The organism is Ramlibacter sp. (assembly GCF_035554825.1).
Classification (GTDB): domain Bacteria; phylum Pseudomonadota; class Gammaproteobacteria; order Burkholderiales; family Burkholderiaceae_C; genus Ramlibacter.
Genome location: NZ_DATMHS010000023.1, coordinates 19,974 through 41,735, shown reverse-complemented (window position 1 = coordinate 41,735; position 21,762 = coordinate 19,974). Strand labels below are relative to the sequence as shown.

Genomic DNA, 21,762 nt, shown 5'->3' with positions numbered 1-21,762 from the left:
CCTGCCGGCACGGCGGCGCCGGCCAGGGGCTCGCGCCGCGCGGCGGGCTGGCGGCTCAAGGCCTGGGATGTGACTGGTGGCTGCATTCCTGACATCGTGGGTTCGGGGCGGCGCCCGACACGGCACGCCGTGAAATCAACCATACTGGCCTCCCATGGAAGTCAGGACGATCCGTTTCATGCGGCGCGGCGAACTCGTCGCGCTGAGCAATGTACCACCCGAACGCACCCTGCTGGAGCTGCTGCGCGAGGACCTGGGCTGCACCGGCACCAAGGAGGGTTGCGGCGAAGGCGACTGTGGCGCCTGCACCGTCGTGATCGGCGAGCTCGATCCTGGCGCGGCGGGCGGCATCCGCTACCGCGCGATCAACAGCTGCATCCGGCTCGCCCACTCGATCGACGGCATGGCGCTGTGGACGGTGGAAGACCTGGCCGCGCCCGACGGCAGCCTGCATCCGGCCCAGGAGGCAATGGTGCGTTGCCACGGCTCGCAATGCGGCTTCTGCACGCCCGGCTTCGTGATGAGCCTGTTCGGCCTGTACCAGAGCCGGGTGCGGCGCGGCGCGCCGATCACGCGCGAGCAGGCGCAGGAGGCGCTGTCGGGCAACCTCTGCCGCTGCACCGGCTACCGGCCGATCCTGGACGCGGCGCGGACGATGGCCGAGCTGCCGGCGGTGGCGGTGGACGAGCCGGCGCTGGTCGCCCGGCTGCAGCAGCTGGCCCGGCGCGAGCCGACGCCGGCATCGGCCTACCTGGCGCCGCTCGACCTCGCGGGGCTGCTGGCCGCGCGCAGCGCCCACCCGCACGCGCAACTGGTGGCGGGCTGCACCGACGTTGGCCTCTGGGTGACCAAGCAGCACCGGCAGTTTCCGCTGGTGCTGGACCTGACCCGGGTCGCCGAACTGCGGGGCATCGCGCTGGACGCCGACCACCTGACCATCGGCGCAGCCGTGACACTGGCCGATGCCTTCGACGCGCTGGTCGCGCACTGGCCGCAGCTGAAGACCTTCACGGCGCGCTTTGCCGGCCTGCCGGTGCGCAACTCGGGCACGCTCGGCGGCAACGTGGCCAACGGCTCGCCGATCGGCGACTCGATGCCGCTGCTGATCGCGCTGCGGGCCCAGGTCGTGCTGGCCAGCGCGCGCGGCCAGCGGACCCTGCCGCTGGAGGACTTCTACACCGGGTACCGCCGCAACGTGCTGGCCGCCGACGAGGTGCTGGCCTGGATCAAGGTGCCGCGCCCGCCGCGCGCGCCGGCGCCGGACGCGGGGCTGCTGCGCGCCTACAAGATCTCCAAGCGCTACGACGACGACATCTCGGCGCTGTGCCTGGTGGTCGACCTGCGGCTGGCGGACGGCATGGTGGCCGATGTCTCGATCGGCGCCGGCGGCGTGGCGGCGACGCCGGCGCGGGCCAGGCGCACCGAAGAAGCGCTGCGCGGCGGGCCCTGGACCGAGGCGGCCGCGCAGCGGGCGGCGGCGGCCCTGCGCGCGGAGTTCCAGCCGATCTCCGACATGCGCGCCTCCGCGGGCTACCGGCGCCAGGTCCTGGGCAACCTGATGCAGCGCTTCTGGCTGGAGAGCCAGGGCCTGGACCACATCAACCTCGAGCGCGTGCCGCCGGCTGCCGCGCTCGATCCGCTGGGGAGCGCGCCATGAACCGGCGCGAGACCGACTTCACGGCGGCCACCGGCGGCGGCCCCGGCGGCCCGGCCGATGCCGGCGAGCGCAACCTCGCGCCGGCCGCGCAGTCGCCGCACGCGGCCGGCCAGCCCGGCCCCGCCTGCGGCGTGCCGCGGCCGCACGAAAGCGCCCGCGCCCAGGTGGCCGGCAGCGCCACCTACATCGACGACATGGCCGAGATCAAGGGCACGCTGCACGCGGCGCCCATCCTCTCCACCGTGGCGCACGGCCGGCTGCGCGGGGTCGATCCCGGCGCCGCGCTGGCGCTGCCCGGCGTGCGCGGCGTGGTGCTGGCCGGCGATATCCCGGGCGATCCGATGCTCGCCACTTTCGTGCACGACGAGCCCGTGTTCGCGCGCGACGCGGTGGAACATGTGGGCCAGGTGATCGGGGTCGTGGTCGCCGACAGCGTGATGGCAGCGCGCCGCGCGGCGCGCCAGGTGCAGGTGCGGATCGATCCCTTGCCGGCCGTCCTGGATCCGCGCGCGGCCCACGCCGCACGCAGCTACGTGCTGCCGCCGGTGGTCGTGCGCCGCGGCGAGCCCGAAGCCGCGCTGGCGCGCGCGCCGCACCGCCTGACCGGGCAGCTCGAAGTCGGCGGCCAGGAGCACTTCTACCTGGAGGGACAGGTGGCCTACGCGATCCCGCTGGAACAGGACCAGTGGCACATCCATTCGAGCACCCAGCATCCGGGCGAAGTGCAGCACTGGGTGGCGCACGCGCTCGGCCTGGAGAACAACGCCGTCACCGTGGAGTGCCGGCGCATGGGCGGCGGCTTCGGCGGCAAGGAGACGCAGGCCGGCCACGTGGCGGTCTGGGCCGCGCTGGCCGCGCGCCGGTTCGGCCGCCCGGTGAAGCTGCGGCTGGACCGCGACGACGACTTCCTGGTCACCGGCAAGCGCCATCCGTTCGCCTACGACTGGGAGGTCGGCTTCGACGACAGCGGCCTCGTCACGGCGCTCAAGCTGACGATGCTGGCCAACTGCGGCTTCTCGGCCGACCTCTCCGGTCCGGTGGCCGACCGCGCGCTCTTCCACTGCGACAACGCCTACTTCCTCTCCGACGTCGAGATCGCCTCCTACCGCTGCAAGACCAACACCCAGAGCCATACCGCGTTCCGCGGCTTCGGCGGCCCGCAGGGGGTGATCGCGATCGAGGCGATCCTGGGCGACGTGGCGCGGCACCTGGGGCTCGATCCGCTCGACGTGCGCCGACGCAACCTGTACGGCATCGACGACCGCAACGTCACCCACTACCGGATGAAGGTGGAGGACAACATCCTCCATCCGCTGCTGGCGAAGATCGAGCAGGCCTGCGGCTACCGCCGGCGCCGCGCGGCCATCGCGGCCTGGAACGCGTCCAGTCCGGTCATCAAGCGCGGCATCGCCGTCACGCCGGTCAAGTTCGGCATCAGCTTCACCGCCACCTTCTTCAACCAGGCCGGCGCGCTGGTGCACGTGTTCACCGACGGCAGCGTGCAGCTGAACCACGGCGGCACCGAGATGGGCCAGGGCCTGCACACCAAGATCATGCAGGTGGTGGCCGACGAACTGGGCGTGCCGTTCGAACGGGTGCGCTGCACCGCCACCGAGACCGGCAAGGTGCCCAACGCGTCGGCCACGGCGGCGTCCAGCGGGACCGATCTGAACGGCCGGGCCGCCCAGTTCGCGGCCCGCAACATCCGCGACAACCTGGCCTCGTTCGTCGCCGGCCTGGACGGTTGCGGCGCCGGCGCCATCACGTTCCGCGGCGGCGCCGTGGTCTCGCCGAAAACCACCCGCAGCTTCGACGAGGTGGTGCAGGCGGCCTACGCCAACCGCATCCAGCTGTGGAGCGACGGCTTCTACCGCACGCCGAAGATCCACTACGACAAGGCGACCCTGACGGGCCGGCCGTTCTACTACTTCGCGTACGGCGCCGCCTGCAGCGAGGTGGCCATCGACACGCTGACCGGCGAGAGCCGGGTGCTGAAGGTCGACATCCTGCACGACGTGGGCACCTCGATCAATCCGGCGATCGACATCGGCCAGATCGAGGGCGGCTTCATCCAGGGCGTCGGCTGGCTCACCACCGAGCAGCTGGTGTGGAACGAGCAGGGCCTGCTCACGACGCACGCGCCGAGCACCTACAAGATCCCGGCGACGGGCGACGTGCCCGAGCACTTCAACATCGAGCTGTGGCACGAGCCCAATCCCGAGGACAACGTGTTCGGCAGCAAGGCGGTCGGCGAGCCGCCCTTCATGCTGGCGATCAGCGTCTGGGAAGCCTTGCGCGAGGCGGCCGGCGCCGCCCGCGGCGGCGCGGCGGTCCGGCTGGACGCCCCGGCGACGCCGGAGAACGTGCTGCGGGCGCTCGGCGCGTAAAGCCCGATGGTGCGGTGTCCCGTGAATGCGGGATGGTGCGGCCGGTCGGCCCGGGTATACACAGGCTCTGCCGCGCACCGGCGGGAGGGCCCCCCGGGAGCGGCACGCCAGCCGGCGTCGATCCACCCCTTTCGACAGGAGTTCCCATGACACGCAAATACATCGATTGCCGTGAGGTCCCGAGCGACTCCAACTGCACCGTGGCCATCGCCGCCGACACCGATCAGGAATTGCTCGAAGCGGCGGTCCAGCACGCTGTGTCCGTTCACCACCACCAGGACACGCCCGAGTTCCGCGAAATGATCCGCGGCGCCTTCCACGAGGGAACACCGCCACTGGAGGCAGTGCAGCACGCGAACGCGTGATGGTTCCGGGCGCGGGCCGACGCGGGCCCGAGTCGCGCCTTTCAGTCGACAGCCGCGCGCGCGTTGCGCAGTCGGGCGATCTGCGCCGCGATGTGAACGGCCTGCTGCCCGATGGTGCGCAGCAGGCCGCCGGGCTGGCGCACGTCGAAGCCGGCGAAGAAGACACCCGTGAATTCGCCGGAGCCGATCGGGCTCGCCGGCATCCCGTTGGCGTCGACCTCGAGCGCGAGGCCAGGGAACAGCGCCCCGAGCGCCGGGCGATACCCCGTGGCCAGGATGACCGTGTCGTAGGGGTCGCTGCGGCCGTCGACGAAGCGCACGCCGTCGGCGCTGAACGCGTCGATGCCCGGACGCACCGCGATCCGGCCGCGCCTGATCATCGCCAGCGTGCCTACGTCGATCATCGGCGTGCGCCCCTCCTCGCGCAGCTGGCGCAGCGGCGAAACGCTGGACATGGTGATGCCCCAGCGGCCGAGATCGCCCACCGTCAGGTCGCGCAGCATGCGTGCCACCGCATCGCCGATCCGGGTCGGCAGCCGCCCGAGCATCATCGAGGTGAGCTGCGTTGGCCGCCCCAGGACGTCGCGGCGTACCACGTTCACCGGCGAGCGCACGGCCAGCGCGACGGGCACGCCGTGTTCGGCCAGGTCGAGTGCGATCTCCGAGCCGGTGTTGCCCATCCCCACGACCAGCACGCGCTGCGCGGCGAAAGGCGCGGCGGTGCGGTACTCGCGGCTGTGCATCACCCGGCCGCGATACGCCTGCTGGCCGGGGAACGCCGGCACGTTCGGGACGTTGTTCGCGCCGGTGGCGACGACCACATACCGCGACAGGAAGCGCGCGCCGCTGCGGCACGACGTCGCCCACGACTCGCCGCGGCGGGCCAGCGCAACCGCCTCCTCGCCGAAGCTGGGCGCGATCTCGAAGCGCCGTGCGTACGACTCCAGGTACTCGGCCACCTGTTCGCGCGGCACGTAGCGCGGCGAGCCGGCAGGAAACGGCACGAACGGCAGCGCCGAATGGCGGCTCACGGTGTGCAGGTGCAGGCGCCGGTGGATGCCCGTGCCAGGAAGCGCCCACGCTCTGCGCCTTCTCGATCACGCGCGGCCGCAGCCCCTGGCGGATCAGGCAGGCCGACACCGCCAGCCCGGCCGGACCGGCACCGATCACCAGCACTTCGCTGTCCGCGGCGTCGGGGTCCACCCCTGCATCCGGCATCGTTTGCCTCCCTGAGCGCTGTCGCCAAGACTCGAATTCTGGGTCCGGCGGGCGCCGCTGGAATGGGACTTGCCCTCATCCCGTGACAACGCGCGGGGCGCCTCGGTCCAAAGTCGCCGTCGGGTGTCTTTGCTGCGACCGCCGGTGCGGCCCACTGCTGAAACCACCGATGGGCCGCGCCGGCCCGCCCGGGTAGGCTGTGACCGCCCCAACAACGAGGAGCCTCCATGTCCCGCCTGTCCGCCGCGGCGTTCCGCACCCTGCTGGCTGCCGCCTTGCTCGCGCTCGCCGCGTGCTCGCACACGCCCCTGTCCGCGCCCGCCGCCGCACCGGTGGCGATGGCGCCCGCGGGACAACCGCCGGCCTCGGCGATCTACATCGGCAACAGCTTCTTCTATTACAACAACGGCATCACCACCCACATGGCGCGCCTGGTCGCCGAGGGCCTGCCCGGCTTCCGGCATCGCCACACCATGGTCACCATCAGCGGCTCCGGCGCCGACTGGCACGACGTCGAGTCGTACCTCCGGCCGAACGCCATCGGCAAGTATTCCTTCACGTCCGACAACAAGGTCGTCTTCAACAAGCTCGACCGGCTGTTCGACGTCGCGGTGATGATGGACTGCAGCCAGTGCCCGGTGCATCCGCAGCTCAAGACCGTGTTCACCGAGTCCATGAGGAAGAACAGCGAGATCGTGCGCCGCCACGGCGCCCGGCCGGTGTTCTTCATGTCGTGGGCGTACAAGGACGTGCCTTCGATGACGCAGGGGCTGGCCGACGCCTACACGGCCGCGGCCCGCGAGAACCGGGCACAGGTGATTCCGGCCGGTCTGGCCTTCGCCCGTTCGGTGGCCCTGAAGCCGGAGCTGGAGCTGTACGCGGCCGACAAGCGCCATCCCAGCGTCGCCGGCAGCTACCTCGCCGCCTGCACCACCTACGCGACGCTGTTCGGGAAGTCGCCGGTCGGCCTCTCGTATGCCGCGGGACTCGATCCGGCCGTCGCGCGCCACCTGCAGGCGGTGGCGTGGGAGACGGTGCAGGCCTACCGGCAACCCTGAGGGCGCCTCCGAAAGAAGAAGGACGGCTCGCGCCGTCCTTTCTCTTTTGGCTCACCGGCGGCGGTTCGCGTTCGTCGCGGCCGCTGCTCCCCGCGTCAGATCAGCCCGCGCGCGGTCGCCAGCACCAGGCCGAACAGGCAGGACGTCGCCACGCCGATCAGGCCCGGCAGGATGAAGCTGTGGTTGATCACGTACTTGCCGATGCGGCTGGTGCCCGAGCGGTCGAACTGGATCGTCGCCAGGTCGCTCGGATAGGTCGGCAGGATGTAGTAGCCGTAGCTGGCGGCGGCGAACGCCACGATGTAGCCGGGCGGCACGCCGATCGCCAGGGCCACCGGCACCATCGCGCTGACGGCGGCGGCCTGCGAGTTCACCAGCTTCGATACCAGCAGCAGCGCCAGCGCGTAGGCCCAGGGATGCGTCTTCACGACCTCCGCCAGGCCGGCCTTCAGGCCCGGCAGGTTGGCCTCGAACACGGTGTCGGCCATCCAGGCGATGCCGAACACGGCGATCACCGCGATCATGCCGGCGCGGAACACTTCGCTCTTGCCGATCGCGGCCGGGTCGGTCTTGGTCAGCACCACCATCAGCGCCCCGGCCAGCAGCATGAACATCTGGATGGTGAGGATCATCGACAGCGGCTTGCCGGCGACCATCGGCCGCAGCGATTCGAAGGCGCCCAGGATCGCGACCACGACGATCGCGCCGAGGAACAGCCACATCGCCGCCCACTGGCCCGCGCCGAGCTTCTTGCCCAGCAGCGTGGTGGAGTCGCCGTAGATGCGCTTGCGGTTCTCGGGGTCGGCGATGCGGGCCTGGAATTCCGCGTCGTCGGCGAGGTCCTTGCCGCGGAACCAGCTGAAGATGCCGATCGCCAGCACGCCCAGCAGCGTGGCGGGAATGGTGATCGACAGCAGCGTGACGAAGCTGATGGGGACGCCGCCGGCCGGCGCCTTGGCCAGGAAGGCGGCAAGCGACACCACCGCCACGGAAACCGGGCTGGCGAGGATGCCCATCTGGCTGGCGATCGAGGCGCCGGCCATCGGCCGCTCGGGGCGGATGTCGTTCTTGATGGCGACGTCGTAGATGATCGGCAGCATCGTGTAGACGACGTGGCCGGTGCCGCACAGCATCGTCAGCACGCAGGTGGTGAACGGCGCCAGGATCGACACGTACTTGGGATTGCGGCGCAGGATCTTCTCGGCCGCCTGCAGCATCACGTCCAGCCCGCCCGAGGCCTGCAGCGTGGCGGAGGCGGCGACCACGGCGACGATGGTGAGCATCACGTCCACCGGCGGCTTGCCGGCGGGCAGGCGGAAGCCGAACACGAGGATGACGAGTCCGATCCCTCCCAGCAGGCCGAGGGCGATGCCGCCCTTGCGTGCGCCGTAGAACAGGCAGATCAGGACGATGGCAAGTTGCAGTGCGAACAGCATGGCAAGTCCCCTCCCGGCCTGCGGCCAGGATGCGGGTCCTTTCTTCTTTGTCGAAAGTCCGGCCAGCTTGCGGACATGCAGGTGGCCTGCATCGCCCGCTGGGCGCGATGCGCCCGGTCGGCCGGGGAGCCAGCCCGCCATCGACATCGAGTCTGCAGCCCCTCCGGGGAGTGCGGGTTGGGTCGCCGTGCCCCGGGAACACCGGGCCATCAGCAACGGTTTCATTGTGGAGCACCCTAGGGTTAACCCTGTTGATGCGTGTCAAACGCGATCCGCGGCGGCAGGCGGCGGCCCGACAATCGCGGCAGGAGGTCACCGATGAACATCGCCGCTGGCAGCGACGCCGACCTGGGCTTCGCGCCCGAAGACGACATCCCGGTTGCCTACATGCAGCGCACGCGCGACTGGTACCTCGCGCTCGGTTACGGCAATCCCTATCGCTGGGCCCATTTCGGCGCCGTGCCGTTCCAGGCGCCGCGCAAGCCGCTGGCGCAGGCGCGCGCGACGGTCGTCACCACCGCCGCGCCCTACCAGCCCGACAAGGGACCGCAGGGACCGGGCGCGCCGTACAACGCCGCGGCGAAGTTCTACGCCGTGTATTCGGGCGACACCGCGCGCGACCACGACCTGCGCATCTCGCACGTCGCGATCGACCGCCGGCACACCAGCATGGAAGACAGCGGCACCTGGTTTGCGCTGCCGGCGCTGCGCCGGGCGGTGGCGCAAGGGCGCGTCGGCGAGCTCGCGCCGCGCTTCCACGGCGCGCCGACCAACCGCAGCCAGCGTCACACGATGGCGGTCGATGCGCCCGAGATCGTCGACCGCTGCCGCGCCGACGGCGTGGACGTGGCGCTGCTGCTGGCGAACTGCCCGGTGTGCCACCAGACGCTCGCCCTGGTGGCCCGGGCGCTGGAAGCCGCCGGCATCGCGACGGTGGTGCTGGGCTGCGCCAAGGACGTGGTCGAGCATGCCGGCGTGCCGCGCTTCCTGTTCAGCGACTTCCCGCTGGGCAACCCCGCCGGCAAGCCGCACGATCTGCGGTCCCAGGCCGACACGCTGGAGCTTGCCCTGCGCGTGCTCGAGTCCGCGCCGGCGCCGCGCACCACCGTGCAGTCGCCCCAGCGCTGGAGCGCCTCGGCCGACTGGAAGCTGGACTACTGCAACGCGGCGCGCGCCAGCGCTGACGAACTGGCTCGGCTGCGGGCGCAGTTCGATGAGTCCAAGGCCACGGCCAGGCAGCTGCGGGGCCCTTGAGGCGCGGCGGCGCAGACGCGGGCCCGCATCCGATTCCTACGAGCACCTGGTCCCGCGGCTGACGCCGGCCAGCCGGAGGTCGCCCGACCATGGAGCCACTTTCGAACCATCCAGGAGAAATACATGGCTGCCAAGGAAAAGATCGACGATCTCGACAACATCACCAAGGACCATCCGATCGGCACCGGCATCGGCGCCGCGGGCGGCGCGGTGGCGGGCGCCACCGCCGGCTCCGTGGTCGGCGGGCCGGTCGGCGCGGCCGTCGGCGGCGTGATCGGCGCCGTGGCCGGCGGCCTGGTGGGCCGCGGCGCGGCCGAGGCGGCCCATCCGCAGCCGCAGGACTACCAGCATGAACACAACCTCGGCAAGGGGCTGGGCGTCGGTGGCGGCGCGGCGGCCGGCGCCACCGCCGGCGGCGCGATGGCCGGTCCGGTGGGCGCCGGCGTCGGCGCGGTCGCGGGCGCGGTGGCCGGTGGCATGGCGGGCAAGGGCGCCGCGCACGCCGTGAACCACGATCACGAGGATGCGTACTGGCGCGAAAACCATGTCAACGAGCCGTACTACAACCCCGAGCGCACGTACGACGACTACCAGCCGGCCTACCGGCTGGGCTGGGAAAGCCGGGCCCGCTACGACCAGGGCGACTTCGACACCTACGAGCCCTCGTTCCGCAGCGACTGGGACGAGTCCTACCGCGCGCAGTCGCGCCTGAGCTGGGACGAAGCGCGCCATGCCGCGCGCGCCGGCTGGGATCGCCTGGAGCGCAAGCTGCCGGGCGACGCCGACGGCGATGGCCGCTGAGCCACGCGCATCCGGCGACCTGCAAGACGGCTCCCGTTTGCTCGAACTGACCGCCGGGCCGTTGCGCCTGCAGGTCGCGCCCGCCGTCGGAGGCTCGCTCGCGCGCTTCGACGGCGCGTGGCACGCCGGCGGCCGCAGCGGCCGGGTGGACTGGCTGCGTCCGGCCAGCGCGCACGGGCTGGCCCGCGGCGACCCGCTCGCCATGGCCAGCTTCCCGCTGGTGCCGTTCTGCAACCGCATCCGCCACGGCCGCGCCAGCTTCGAGGGCCGGGAGCTGCGCTTTCCGTCCAACCATCCCGCGCAGGCCTCGCCGCATCCGCTGCACGGCATCGGCTGGCAGCGACCCTGGACCGTGACGCTGCGCGGCGACCACCACGCGTCGCTGCGGCTGGAGGCATCCGCCAGCCCGGCCTGGCCCTGGCGCTTCTGCGCCGAACAGCATCTGGAGCTCACGCCGCAGCAGTTGCGCGTGACGATGACGGTCACCAACCTGGACACGGCGGCGATGCCGGCCGGCATCGGCCACCACCCCTACTTTCCGCATCCCAGCGGCACCAGGCTCACCAGCCCGGCGGCGGCGATGTGGGTCGGCGACGCCGAAGTGATGCCGACGGCGCTGGAGGTCACCGATGCGGTGGCGCAGCTGCGCGAGGGCGTGCTGCTGTCGCAGCTCGATCTCGACAACAACTTCGTCGGCTGGGAGCACCGCACGCTGGTGGAGTGGCCGCTCGATGCGCAGGGACCGCGCCGCAGCCTGCTGATGGAGGCCCAGGCGCCGCTCGACTACTTCGTGCTGTACTGCCCGCGCGGCGCCGACCACTTCTGCGCCGAGCCGGTGAGCCAGTGCACCGACTGGCTGAACCTGCTGCCCGAGTACGGGCGCGGTCCGCTCGGCGGCGCCCGGCTGGAACCCGGCGCCACGCTCGAGGCTCGCTTCACGCTGTCGCCGCGGTGGGACTGACTTGCGGCTTCACGCCGAGCGGCTGCGCCAGAGCGCGGGCCCGCTCCGCCTGTCAGCCCGTCCCGGCCGTGGCCCGCGCGCCACAGCGGTCGCCGCGCCAGGGAAAATACCGGGGGCCGCTGCTGAGGCAGCGCAACCGTTGGTGAGCAAGGCAACAAGCCGCTGCCGGGCGAATCGTCCATTTCGTCCGACACCGCGTGTCAGACAAGCGCCGATATGGACGAGCCTGCTGCCTACAACGTGGATTCGGCCGCTCGGCACGATAGAGCAATGAAAATCCTCAGCCTCATCCACGTCATGGTCGCCCAGGCCTTCTACCGCTGGGCGATGCGCGAGATCAACCCGCTGCATCCGGACCTGCCCCGCATCATGCTGAGGCAGCAGGAGCTCAACGACAAGGCCAGGCGCATGTTCGCCGTCAGCAGCTTCTCGCGGTGAGCCCGTCCGCCGCGCGGCGCACGGCGCAAACCCAGCAGCCGAACGCAGAGGGGCGCAGAGGTCACGCAGTGGCCGCGAACGAAGCCCGGTGCAGGGAGGCAAGACGAACTCTCTGTCTGAACTTTCTGCGGCCTCTGCGTCCTTTTGCCTCCTCTGCGTTCGGCTGTTGGGTTGGGTCGGCCCCTACTTCTTGCGCGCCGCGATCGACTTCTCGGCCGTGTTGACCAGGTCGGCGCCCACGGTCGCCTTCCACTTGTTGTAGACCGGGCGGGTCGCCTTGACGAAGGCCTCGCGCTCGGCCGGCGAGAGCTGCGTCACCGTCACGCCCAGCCCGGCCACTTCCTTGAGCAGCGGCTTGTCGGCTTCCACCAGTCCCTTGCGGGCCAGCGCGATTTCCTGGCGGCCGGCTTCCACCGCCGCCTCGCGCACGATCTTCTGGTCGGCCGGCGTCCACGAATTCCAGATTTCCTTGTTGACCACGAAGATCAGCGGGTCGGTGACGTAGCCCCAGGTGGTCACGTACTTCTGCCCGACGGTGTGCATCTTCAGGATGGTGAACAGGAACATCGGGTTCTCCTGGCCGTCCACCGCGCCGCTGGCCAGCGCCGGCTGGGCATCGGCCCAGCTCATCTGCGTCGGATTCGCGCCCAGCGCGTTGAAGGTGTCGGAGAACAGCGGCGAGCCGACCACGCGGATCTTCATGCCCTTGAGGTCCTCGGGCGACTTCACCGGCTTCTTGGAATTGGTCAGCTCGCGCGTGCCGTTCTCGCCCCAGGCCAGCGGCACCACGCCGGCCTTCTCGACGGTCTGGAAGATCCGCTTGCCGACCTCGCCCTGCGTCAGCGCATCCACGGCGGCGTAGTCGGGCATCAGGAACGGCATCGAGAACAGGTTCAGCTCCTTGACCTGCGGCGACCAGTTGATGGTCGAGCCGATCGCCATGTCGATCACGCCCTGGCGCAGCGCGCTGAACTCACGCGTCTGGTCGCCCTGGATCAGCGAGACCCCGGGATACAGCTTGATGTTGATGCGCCCCTGCGTGCGCTCCTTGACCAGGTCGGCCCAGATCTTGCCGGCCATGCCCCACGGGGTGGGCGGACCCAGCACCAGCGACATCTTGTATTCGGGCTTGTAGGCGGCCTGCGCCATGGCGCCGGTGCCAAACGCGAGGGCGGTGGCGGCGACGGCCAGGCCCAGCACGGTGCGGCGGAATTTCATCTGTGGTCTCCTTGGGTGAACGAAGCGGGTGGAACGAATCAGTAGCCGAGGTGACGCGGCAGCCAGAGCGCGAGCTGCGGCCAGGCGATCACCATCACCATCACGCAGAACATCGAGAACAGCATCCAGCCGACCCAGCGCACGGTGTCCTCCATGGGTACTCGCGCGATGCGGCACGACACCATCAGGTTGACCGCCAGCGGCGGCGTGAACTGGCCCAGCGACACCTTCAGCGTGAGAATGACGCCGAACCAGACCACGTCCCAGTGGTAGTGGTTGACGATCGGCAGCAGCAGCGGCACGAAGATCAGGAAGATCGACACGCCGTCGAGGAACATGCCCACGGTGATCAGCAGCGCGATCAGCAGCGAGAGCACGCCGTATTCGCCCAGGCCGGAATCGACGATCGCCCGCGTCACCGGATCGATCACGCCCAGCGTCGACAGCGAATAGGCGAAGATGCCGGCCAGCGACACCACCAGCAGGATCACCGCCGACAGCTCGCCCGACTCGCGCAGGATCACGAACAGGTCGCGCACGCGGATCGTCCGGTGGATCGCCATGCCGACGAACAGCCCGTAGAACACCGCGACCACCGCGGCCTCGGTCGGCGTGAACCAGCCGGCGCGCATGCCGCCCAGGATCAGCACCGGAGCGAACAGGCCCCAGCTCGCCTCGCGCAGGCTGGCCCAGAACGCCGGCCGGGGCAGGCTCGACTCGAGCTGTCCCATGTCGTGCCTGCGCGCCAGCAGCACCGCCGGAATCATCAGCGCCAGCCCGGCCAGGATCCCCGGCACCATGCCGGCGGCGAACAGCGCCGGCACCGAGGCGTTGGGCACCAGCACCGAATACACGATGAAGGCCACCGACGGCGGAATCAGGATGTCGGTCGCCGCGGCGGCGCCGACGACGCTGGCCGCGTACGCCGGCGGATAGCCGGCGCGCCGCATCGCCGCGATCATCACGGCGCCCACCGCCGCGGCGTTGGCCGGGCCCGAGCCGGAGATGCCGCCCAGGAACATCGCCACGCCGATCGCCACCAGCGGCAGCATGCCGGGGCCGCGGCCGACGATGGCGATGGCGAAGTTCACCAGCCGCGAGGCGACGCCGGAGCGGTCGAAGATCGAGCCGACCAGCACGAACATCGGGATCGCCAGCAGCGGGTACTTGCCCAGGCCGGCGTAGAAATTCTGCGGCACCGCCAGCAGGCCGAACCACTGGGCGTCGCGATTGGCGATGGCGATGCAGACGGCGCCGGCCAGGCCCAGCGCGGCGCCGATCGGCACGCCCGCCAGCAGCATGACGATGAAGGCGACGAACAGCAGCGTCGCGATCATTCGGCGCCTGCCTTCCGCCCGCGGCGGACGAACAGGCCCAGGGCACGGCCGGCGATGGCCACCGACATGACCGGCAGCCAGATCGTGTACCACCACTGCGGCACGCCGATGCCGGGCGAGGTCTCGCCGTAGCTGAAGTCGTCGTAGACCATGCGGGTGCTGAGGACGGCGATCAGCGCGAACAGCGCGAACACCATGAGCGCGCCGAACTGGGCCAGCCGCCGCTGCCTGGCCGGCGAGCCGTTGTCGGCGAAGTACTCGATGCGGATCTGCAGGTTGCGCGCGACCGAGGCGGAGCCGGCCACCAGCGCCAGCACGATCATCAGGAACACCGAGAACTCCTCGGTCCAGGCGAACGACTGGTCGGTGAAGTAGCGCACCAGCACGTTGGCGAACGTGATCAGCGCCAGCAGGGCCATCACGATCACGGTGAGCCAGTCCTCGATCGCCAGCGGCACGCGGGTGGGCTCCTCGATGCCGGCGGGGTCCGGCAGCTCGCCGGCGATGTGCGTGGTGTCTTCGGAAGATGCGGACATGGATTCGGGGTGAAAGGTTACAGACGCGGTCCCGGGGCGGCCATGGTGGATACCTCTAGCGCCCGGCGAGCGCGCGCGCGGCGGCGGCGATCTGGTCGGCGGTCACGCGCGATTCGGCCTCCAGGACCGGCGCGTAGCCGACCGGGATCCGCGGGGCGCCCAGCCGTCGCACCCGGCAGCCGGTCGCCTCCGCCGCCGTGGCGGCGAGCTCCGCGCCGAAGCCGGCCGCCTGCACGGCCTCGTGCACCACCAGCAGCCGTCCGGTGCGGGCGCAGGAGCCCAGGACGCTGTCGCGGTCCCAGGGCCAGATCGAGCGCAGGTCGATCAGTTCGGCCTCGACGCCGTCGGCCGCCAGCGCTTCGCAGGCCTGCGCGCAGGCTTGCAGCTGCCGGCTCCAGCTCACCACCGTGACGTCGCGGCCGGGCCGCGCGACACGCGCGGTTCCCAGCCGCACCGCCCGCGCGGGATCGACCTCGCCCGCGAGGCCCCACAGCGTCTTGTGCTCCATGTAGACGACGGGGTCGCCGCTGGCCAGCGCCGCGCGCAGCATCGAATAGTTGTCCTGCGGCGTGGCCGGGCAGACCACCACCAGGCCGGGCATGTGCGCGAACCAGCTCTCCAGCGACTGCGAGTGTTGCGCCGCCGAGGCGTCCCAGATGCCGATCGGCATGCGCACCACCATCGGAACGCGGCCCTGGCCGCCGAACATGAAGCGGTTCTTGGCGGCCTGGTTCACCAGTTCGTCCATGGCGCACAGGGCGAAGTCGACCACCCGCATCTCGACCACCGGCCGCAGGCCCGCGAGCGCCATGCCGACGCCGGCGCCCATGATCGCCGCCTCGCTGATCGGCGTGTCGACGACACGCTGCGGGCCGAAGCGCGCCTGCAGGCCGGCGTACTGGCCGAAGATGCCACCGCGCCCGACGTCCTCGCCGATCGCGACCACCGTCGCATCGGCTTCCATCTCGTGCTGCAGCGCCAGCGCCGCCGCCTGCGCGTACGTCATCACCGCCATTGACCGGCTCCGGTGTCCTGCACGTCGGCATAGGCCGCCGCCGCCGGGGGCCAGGGCGCCGCGTTGGCGGCCGCCACGGCGGCTTCGATTTCCCGCGCCGCGTCGCGATCGAGCTGGTCCAGCGTCGCCGCGGAGGTGTCGGGCAGCGCCAGATAGCGTTGCCGCGCCCGCGCGATGGGGTCGGTCGCCAGCGCCGCGGCCACTTCGGCGGGGTCCCGGTAGGCGGCGGCGTCGACCGACACATGACCCTTGACCCGGTACGTCAGCGCGTGCAGCAGGCGCGGTCCGCCGCCGCGCCGCACTTCGCCCACCAGCCGCGCGGCGGCCTGGTGCACGGCGAGCACGTCGTTGCCGTCGGCCGGCTGCGCCGGGATGCCGCAGCTGGCCGCGCGCGCAGCCGCGCCCTCGCCCCCGGTCATGGGGCCGCTGGCGGTCGTGGCACTCCAGCGGTTGTCCTCGCAGACGAACAGCACCGGCAGTTGGTAGACCCGCGCCCAGTTGAGCGCCTCGAGGAAGGGACCGCGGTTGATCGCGCCGTCGCCGAAGAAGCAGGCAGTGATCGCGCGGCGCCCGAGCAGCTTCTGCGCGTGGGCCGCGCCGACGGCGATCGGCAGGCCGGCGGCCACCACGCCGTTGGCGCCCAGCATTCCGACCGAGAAGTCGGCGATGTGCATCGAGCCGCCCTTGCCGCCGTTGTAGCCCGGCGCCTTGCCGAACAGTTCGCACATCATGCGATCGGGCTGCGCGCCCTTGGCCAGCGTGTGGCCGTGGCCGCGGTGGGTGGAAGTCAGATAGTCCTCGCGCCGCAAGTGCGCGCACACGCCCGCGGCCACGGCTTCTTGGCCGGTGGACAGATGGAGCGGCCCGCGCACCTTGGCCGCCGTGCCGGCGGCCACGCCGAAGGCACTGACGCCGCCCTGGCTGGCGGTCTCGGCCGCGTTTTCGAAAGCCCTGATCCGGACCATGGTGCGGTACAGGGCCGCCAGGGTCTGTGCTGCGTCCGTCACGATGCCGCCCCAAAGGATGAGAAAACATTGTAGGGGCCGGGACGCCGTGCCCCGCCGCCCCGAACACGCGGACCGCGCCGCGGCGGACCTAATTCCGGCGCCGCTCGATCAGCTCCGCGATCCGGGCGAGCAACACGTCGGCCGCCGCCGGCTTGGCCAGGTGCACGTCGAAGCCGTGCTGCCTGGCCATCGCGACGTCGTCGGCCTGGCCGTAGCCGGTCAGCGCGATCAGCCCGCAATGGGCCCCGTTCGGATGCGCCCGCACATGCCGCGCCAGCTCGTAGCCGCTCATGCCGGGCAGGCCGATGTCGAGGACGGCGACGTCGGGCGCGTAGTCGGCCAGCAGCGCCAGCGCGTCCCGCGGGTCGTACGCGACGCGGGTTTCATAGCCGCTGATCTCCAGCAGCGCGGCGCTGGTATCCGCGGCATCGCGGTTGTCGTCGACCAGCAGCACCCGGCCCGCGCCGCCGGGCGCCGGCACCGTGGGGACCGGATCGGCAGGCGCCGGCGAGCTCGCGAGCGGCAGCCGCACGCGCACCCGGCTGCCGCGGTTGTGGCCCGCGCTCTCGGCCAGCACGCTGCCGCCGTGCATCTCGACCAGGCTCTTGACGATCGCCAGTCCCAGGCCGAGCCCGCCGCGCGAGCGGTCGTCGCCCTGCCGCTCCTGGAAGAACGGCTCGAACGCGCGCGCCAGCACGTCGGGCGACATGCCCGAGCCGCTGTCGCCCACCTCGATCTCGACGGCGCCGTCGGTCAGCCGCGCCGCGATCGCAAGTTCGCCATCGGCCGGGGTGAACTTCACCGCGTTGCCCAGCAGGTTGCCGAACACCTGGGCCAGCCGGGCCTCGTCGCCCGACACCCAGGCGTCGGCCGCCGCCGAGGCGATCTCGACCCGCAGGCGCCGGCCGCCGAGCACCGGACCGATGGCATCGGCCGCCTGCTGCACCAGTTCGCCCACCCGCAGCGGCGCCATCTTCATCGCCAGCCGCTTGCCGGTGATGCGCGACAGGTCCAGCAGATCGTCGACCAGCCGCGTCATGTGCGCCAGCTGGCGGTCCACGATCCGCCGTTCGGCCGTCGTGGCCGGATCGCCCTTGATCGCCATCAGCTGCATCGCCATCGCGATCGGCGCCAGCGGGTTGCGCAGCTCGTGGCCGAGGATGGCCAGGAATTCGTCCTTGATGCGGCCGGCGTCCTCCGCCGCGCGCAAGGCGTCGGTCACCTGCCGCAGCAGCGCCTCGCGCTCGGCCTGTCCCTGGCGCAGCTCCTGCATGAACTGCTCGCGCTGCGCCGACGCCCGCGCCAGCGCCCCGCCCACTTCCTCCAGCTCGGCGATCTCCAGGCCGGTCGGCTGCACCGGCTCGCCGCGTCCGAGCGCGGCGGCGGCGTCCTTGAGCACCCCGATCGGCTTGCTCACCCGGCCGGCGAAGATCCAGCCGAGATACGCCGACAGCGCCAGCGAGGCGACCAGTCCCAGCAGCACCGCCAGCATCGGACCCAGGGCGACCTCCTGCGCTTCGGCGGCCGGGATCGCCACCGCGATCACCCAGCCCGAGTCCGGCAGCCTGGTGTACCCGGTGAGGCTGCGCTGGCCCTCCAGCGTCGTCGTCACGCCCACGCCTTCGGCCCGCCCTTCCCGCAGCAGTGCCGCCAGGCTCGGCGACGGCCGCTGGTTCAGCGCCTGCCGCGTGCGCGCGACGCGGTGGCCGCTGCGGTCGAACACGGCGACCACCCAGGCGCCCGGCACCGACTGGCGTTGCAGCACGTTCAGGACCTGATCGGTATTCAGCACGGCCGACAGCACGTACTGGTCGTTGCTGCGCAGCCGCAGCGGCAGCCGCACGCCGAACGCCTGTCCCGGCGCCGAGCCCTCGGTGACCACGCCGACCACGGGCCGCTGCAGCGCGAGGGCCTGGGCGATGCTCTCGGGCTCGACCGGGCGCCGGTCGGCGTGGCCGAAGGGCGCGGCCGTGCGGACGACGACCTGGCCCTTGGCGTCGCTCAGGACGATCGCGCGCCAGCCCTGCTGCACGGCCACGCGCCGGGCGACGCGATAGAAGCGTTCGAACTGGCCGTCCTGCAAGTCCTCGTTTTGCGACAGCGTGCCCAGCACGGCCACGGTGGCCCGCAGGTCGGCATCGACGGCGGTGGCCAGTGCGCGCGACAGCGTCAGCGCCGAATGCTGGGTCGCGGCCTGGCGGTCCTCGACGAGAGAGGCGAGCGCGATCCCGGCCATCAGCGCCAGCGGCAGCAGGCCGCTGGCGGCCAGCACGAACAGGCGCGATCGCAGCTGCGCCGGCCGGGCGGCGGGCGGCGGTGCCGGGGACTGCGGTTCGGACGGGTCGGCCATCGGCTGCTCGGTTTCGCCGGCCCCACCGGACCGGGCCGCCGCGTCGCGCGATGCTACCGGAAAGCCCTGCCGTCGCAGCCTGGCTCATGGCACCATGGCGGTTGTATTTTTGACACGGCCGCCGCCGTCGCGGCCCATGGAGGCAAGGATGGATACCCGTGACGCGCTCCAGGCGCTGCAGCAGGAACTCGGGCCGCGCGGCTTCGTGCCCGGGGCGGACACCGAGGAGCGCTACCTCGTGGACATCAAGGGCACGCGCGGGGCGCTGCCGCTGGCGGTGCTGCGGCCGGCCAGCACCGAGCAGGTGTCGCGGGCGCTCGCGATCTGCCATGCCGCCGGCATCCCGGTGGTGACCCAGGGCGGGCGCACCGGCCTGGTGCAGTCGCACGTGCCGTGCCAGGGCGAGGTGGTCCTGTCGATGGAACGCATGAATGCGATCGAGAACATCGACGCCGATGCCGCGATGGCCACGGTGCAGGGCGGCGTCGTGCTGCAGGCGCTGCAGGAGCGGCTGGATGCGGCCGGGCTGATGTTCCCGCTCGACCTCGGCGCGCGCGGCAGCTGCACCGTCGGCGGCAACATCTCCACCAATGCCGGCGGCAACCGCGTGATCCGCTACGGCATGACGCGCGAACTGGTGGTGGGGCTGGAGGCGGTGCTGGCGGACGGCACCGTCCTGGACGGGCTCAAGCCGCTGATCAAGAACAACACCGGCATCGATCTCAAGCACCTGTTCATCGGCAGCGAAGGCATCCTGGGGGTGGTGACGCGCGCCGTGCTGCGGCTGGTGCCCAAACCGGGCGAGCGCACCGTGGCGCTGTGCGCGCTGGGCGAGTTCGCCCAGGTGCGGGCCCTGCTGCGGCAGGCGCGCCAGCGCCTGGGTGGCGAGCTCACCGCGTTCGAGGTGATGTGGGACTCCTACTTCTCGCGCGCGCTCGGGATCGTCGGCAAGGCGGCGCCGCTGCCGCCGGGCCAGCCGTACTACGCGCTGATCGAGACCTCCAGCGCCGGCACCGGCGGCGCGGCCAACCTCGAGGGGCTGCTGCAGCTGGTGCTGGAAGACGGCACCGTGTCGGATGCCGTCATCGCCAAGTCGGGCGCCGAGAACGAGGCGCTGTGGAAGCTGCGCGACATCTCGGTCGAGGTCTCGCGCACGCTGATGCCGGCGGTGCCGTTCGACGTCAGCCTGCCGATCGCCGCCATGGAGCATTTCGTGCCGAGGTTCGAAGCGGCGGTGCGCGCCATCGATCCGCGCTGCGACACCGTGGTGTACGGCCACCTGGGCGACGGCAACCTGCACCTGGCCGTGCACCAGCCACCGGACCAGCCGGCGACCTTCCAGGCGATCCAGGAAGCGGTCTACCGGCTGGTGGGCGAGTACCACGGCTCGATTTCGGCCGAGCACGGCATCGGCGTCTCCAAGCGCGAGTTCCTGCCGCATTCGCGCAGCGCCCAGGAGATCGCCGCCATGCACGCGCTGAAGAACGCGCTCGACCCGGGGCACCTGCTCAATCGCGGCCGGGTGCTGGCGCACCGCCCCGCGTGATCGGGCGCCGGGGACAACACCACCCGCGCCGGCGCAACGGAGTCGGTGGTACGCATCCGGCGCGGCGGGCAGGAAGAAAGTTCTCGATCCAGCGGCTGCATCGGCCGGCAGCGGGCCGCTGCCCCCGGCAAAACGCCAATGACAACGGCACCCGCTGCACGCACAATTCGCGCGCATCAACTGGGGACTTCGACATGCTGAATCGCCGTGAACTCCTGGCTGCCGGCGCAGCCGCCATCGGCACGGGCATCGCGCCCGCCGCCTTCGCGCAGGCCTTTCCCGCCAAACCCGTCAAGATCATCGTGCCCTGGACGGCCGGCGGCACCGGCGACATCCAGGCCCGCCTGATCGGCCAGCACATGTCGCAGACGCTGGGCCAGCCGGTCGTGATCGAGAACAAGCCGGGCGGCGGCACGATCATCGGCACCGGTTTCGTCGCCAAGGCGCCGGCCGACGGCCACACGCTGCTGCTGATGGCCAACAGCTTCGTGATCAACGCCAAGCTGCACAGCAGCACGCTGCCCTACGAGGGGCTGAAGGCCTTCGAGGCGGTGGCCTGCCTGACCAACTCGCCGCAGGTGATCGCGGTCAACGCCGCCAGCCCGTACAAGACCTTCAAGGACTGGATCGCGGCCGCCAAGGCCAAGCCCGACACCCTGTCGTATGCGACGGTGGGCCCGGCCACCACCCAGCACATCGCCGGCGAGATGCTGCAGCGCGCGGCCGGCATCAGGCTGATCTACACGCCGTTCGCCGGCGGCGCGCCGGCCGTCAACGCGGTGCTGGCCGGCCATGTCGACACCGTGCTGGCCAACGTGTCCGAGATGAACAGCTTCCTGGAGGCCGGCAAGCTGCGCGCGCTGGCCGTGACCACCTTGCAGCGCCTGGATTCGATGAAGCAGGTGCCGACGGTGGCCGAGTCCGGGATCGCCGGCTACGAAGCGGCGGCCTGGTTCGGCCTGGTGGCGCCGGCGGGCACCCCGCGCGACGCCGTGGCCAAGCTGGCCGATGCCGCCAACAAGGCGCTGGCCGATGCCGAGGTGAAGAAGAAGCTGCTGGCGATCGGGCTGGACCCCTACCTGATGGGGCCGCCGCAGTTCTCGGCCCACATCAGCGACCAGTTCGCCAAGTACTCGAAGGTCATCGACGAGGCCGGCATCAAGGCCTGACCGCCGGCG

At 71.5% G+C, this 21,762-nt stretch carries 18 protein-coding genes and 1 pseudogene; 10 read left to right on the top strand and 9 right to left on the bottom strand.

The window, feature by feature from the left end:
• Positions 1 to 154: 154 nt before the first annotated feature.
• From xdhA to VNT59_RS02125, 3 genes are all read left to right on the top strand, one after another.
• A complete protein-coding gene (gene xdhA, locus VNT59_RS02135; RefSeq protein ID WP_325496162.1) occupies positions 155 to 1,657 on the top strand; it encodes a xanthine dehydrogenase small subunit in 1,503 nt (500 codons plus the stop codon).
• On the top strand, positions 1,654 to 4,044 hold the full coding sequence (xdhB, locus tag VNT59_RS02130; RefSeq protein WP_325496160.1) for a xanthine dehydrogenase molybdopterin binding subunit: 2,391 nt from the start codon (positions 1,654 to 1,656) through the stop codon (positions 4,042 to 4,044). The genes xdhA and xdhB overlap by 4 nt, the downstream gene beginning before the upstream one ends.
• Before the next feature lie 146 nt (positions 4,045 to 4,190).
• Positions 4,191 to 4,409, top strand: a complete 219-nt coding sequence (locus VNT59_RS02125; protein ID WP_325496158.1) for a DUF1059 domain-containing protein — start codon at positions 4,191 to 4,193, stop codon at positions 4,407 to 4,409.
• A 41-nt stretch (positions 4,410 to 4,450) separates the two neighbouring features.
• On the opposite strand, the gene VNT59_RS02120 is transcribed toward VNT59_RS02125, so the two are convergent.
• A complete protein-coding gene (locus tag VNT59_RS02120) occupies positions 4,451 to 5,440 on the bottom strand; it encodes an NAD(P)/FAD-dependent oxidoreductase (protein WP_325496156.1) in 990 nt (329 codons plus the stop codon).
• Positions 5,441 to 5,483: 43 nt separating this feature from the next.
• Positions 5,484 to 5,627: pseudogene (locus VNT59_RS21870) on the bottom strand (FAD-dependent monooxygenase); the annotation flags it as partial.
• Positions 5,628 to 5,854: 227 nt separating this feature from the next.
• Between VNT59_RS21870 and VNT59_RS02115 the strand changes: the two are divergent.
• Positions 5,855 to 6,685 (top strand): DUF4886 domain-containing protein, encoded by an 831-nt coding sequence (locus VNT59_RS02115; protein ID WP_325496154.1) that lies wholly within the window; start codon positions 5,855 to 5,857, stop codon positions 6,683 to 6,685.
• 95 nt (positions 6,686 to 6,780) lie between these two features.
• Here VNT59_RS02115 and VNT59_RS02110 read toward each other — a convergent pair whose 3' ends face one another.
• On the bottom strand, positions 6,781 to 8,121 hold the full coding sequence (locus tag VNT59_RS02110) for an anaerobic C4-dicarboxylate transporter (RefSeq protein WP_325496152.1): 1,341 nt from the start codon (positions 8,119 to 8,121) through the stop codon (positions 6,781 to 6,783).
• A 318-nt stretch (positions 8,122 to 8,439) separates the two neighbouring features.
• On the opposite strand from VNT59_RS02110, the gene VNT59_RS02105 reads away from it, so the two are divergent.
• The 4 genes from VNT59_RS02105 to VNT59_RS02090 all read left to right on the top strand — a co-directional run bounded on the left by VNT59_RS02105 (position 8,440) and on the right by VNT59_RS02090 (position 11,575).
• Positions 8,440 to 9,375, top strand: coding sequence for a reductase (locus tag VNT59_RS02105; protein WP_325496150.1), 936 nt, complete (start codon positions 8,440 to 8,442; stop codon positions 9,373 to 9,375).
• A 123-nt stretch (positions 9,376 to 9,498) separates the two neighbouring features.
• Complete coding sequence (locus VNT59_RS02100; protein ID WP_325496148.1) at positions 9,499 to 10,176, top strand: hypothetical protein; 678 nt, start codon at positions 9,499 to 9,501, stop codon at positions 10,174 to 10,176.
• A gap of 37 nt (positions 10,177 to 10,213) precedes the next feature.
• Positions 10,214 to 11,137: an aldose 1-epimerase gene (locus tag VNT59_RS02095; protein ID WP_325496146.1), complete on the top strand. Its 924-nt coding sequence runs from the start codon at positions 10,214 to 10,216 to the stop codon at positions 11,135 to 11,137.
• Positions 11,138 to 11,407: 270 nt separating this feature from the next.
• Positions 11,408 to 11,575 (top strand): hypothetical protein, encoded by a 168-nt coding sequence (locus VNT59_RS02090; RefSeq protein WP_325496144.1) that lies wholly within the window; start codon positions 11,408 to 11,410, stop codon positions 11,573 to 11,575.
• A gap of 183 nt (positions 11,576 to 11,758) precedes the next feature.
• On the opposite strand, the gene VNT59_RS02085 is transcribed toward VNT59_RS02090, so the two are convergent.
• The 6 genes from VNT59_RS02085 to VNT59_RS02060 form a co-directional block, all read right to left on the bottom strand.
• Positions 11,759 to 12,793: a DctP family TRAP transporter solute-binding subunit gene (locus VNT59_RS02085; RefSeq protein WP_325496142.1), complete on the bottom strand. Its 1,035-nt coding sequence runs from the start codon at positions 12,791 to 12,793 to the stop codon at positions 11,759 to 11,761.
• Between the two features lie 38 nt (positions 12,794 to 12,831).
• Complete coding sequence (locus tag VNT59_RS02080; RefSeq protein WP_325496140.1) at positions 12,832 to 14,130, bottom strand: TRAP transporter large permease; 1,299 nt, start codon at positions 14,128 to 14,130, stop codon at positions 12,832 to 12,834.
• Positions 14,127 to 14,666 carry a TRAP transporter small permease gene (locus VNT59_RS02075; protein ID WP_325496138.1) on the bottom strand — a complete coding sequence of 180 codons (540 nt, stop codon included), beginning with the start codon at positions 14,664 to 14,666 and terminating at the stop codon, positions 14,127 to 14,129. The genes VNT59_RS02080 and VNT59_RS02075 overlap by 4 nt, the downstream gene beginning before the upstream one ends.
• Positions 14,667 to 14,721: 55 nt before the next feature.
• Positions 14,722 to 15,681 carry an alpha-ketoacid dehydrogenase subunit beta gene (locus tag VNT59_RS02070; protein ID WP_325496136.1) on the bottom strand — a complete coding sequence of 320 codons (960 nt, stop codon included), beginning with the start codon at positions 15,679 to 15,681 and terminating at the stop codon, positions 14,722 to 14,724.
• The gene (locus VNT59_RS02065) at positions 15,672 to 16,646 is read right to left on the bottom strand and encodes a thiamine pyrophosphate-dependent dehydrogenase E1 component subunit alpha (protein WP_325496233.1); all 975 of its coding nucleotides are present in this window, start codon (positions 16,644 to 16,646) and stop codon (positions 15,672 to 15,674) included. Before VNT59_RS02065 ends, VNT59_RS02070 begins: the two co-directional genes overlap by 10 nt.
• A 130-nt stretch (positions 16,647 to 16,776) precedes the next feature.
• Positions 16,777 to 19,038, bottom strand: coding sequence for a hybrid sensor histidine kinase/response regulator (locus VNT59_RS02060; protein WP_325496134.1), 2,262 nt, complete (start codon positions 19,036 to 19,038; stop codon positions 16,777 to 16,779).
• Between the two features lie 148 nt (positions 19,039 to 19,186).
• On the opposite strand from VNT59_RS02060, the gene VNT59_RS02055 reads away from it, so the two are divergent.
• Both VNT59_RS02055 and VNT59_RS02050 read left to right on the top strand, forming a co-directional pair.
• Positions 19,187 to 20,584 carry an FAD-binding oxidoreductase gene (locus VNT59_RS02055; protein ID WP_325496132.1) on the top strand — a complete coding sequence of 466 codons (1,398 nt, stop codon included), beginning with the start codon at positions 19,187 to 19,189 and terminating at the stop codon, positions 20,582 to 20,584.
• 194 nt (positions 20,585 to 20,778) lie between these two features.
• Positions 20,779 to 21,753 carry a tripartite tricarboxylate transporter substrate binding protein gene (locus VNT59_RS02050; RefSeq protein ID WP_325496130.1) on the top strand — a complete coding sequence of 325 codons (975 nt, stop codon included), beginning with the start codon at positions 20,779 to 20,781 and terminating at the stop codon, positions 21,751 to 21,753.
• Positions 21,754 to 21,762 lie beyond the last annotated feature (9 nt).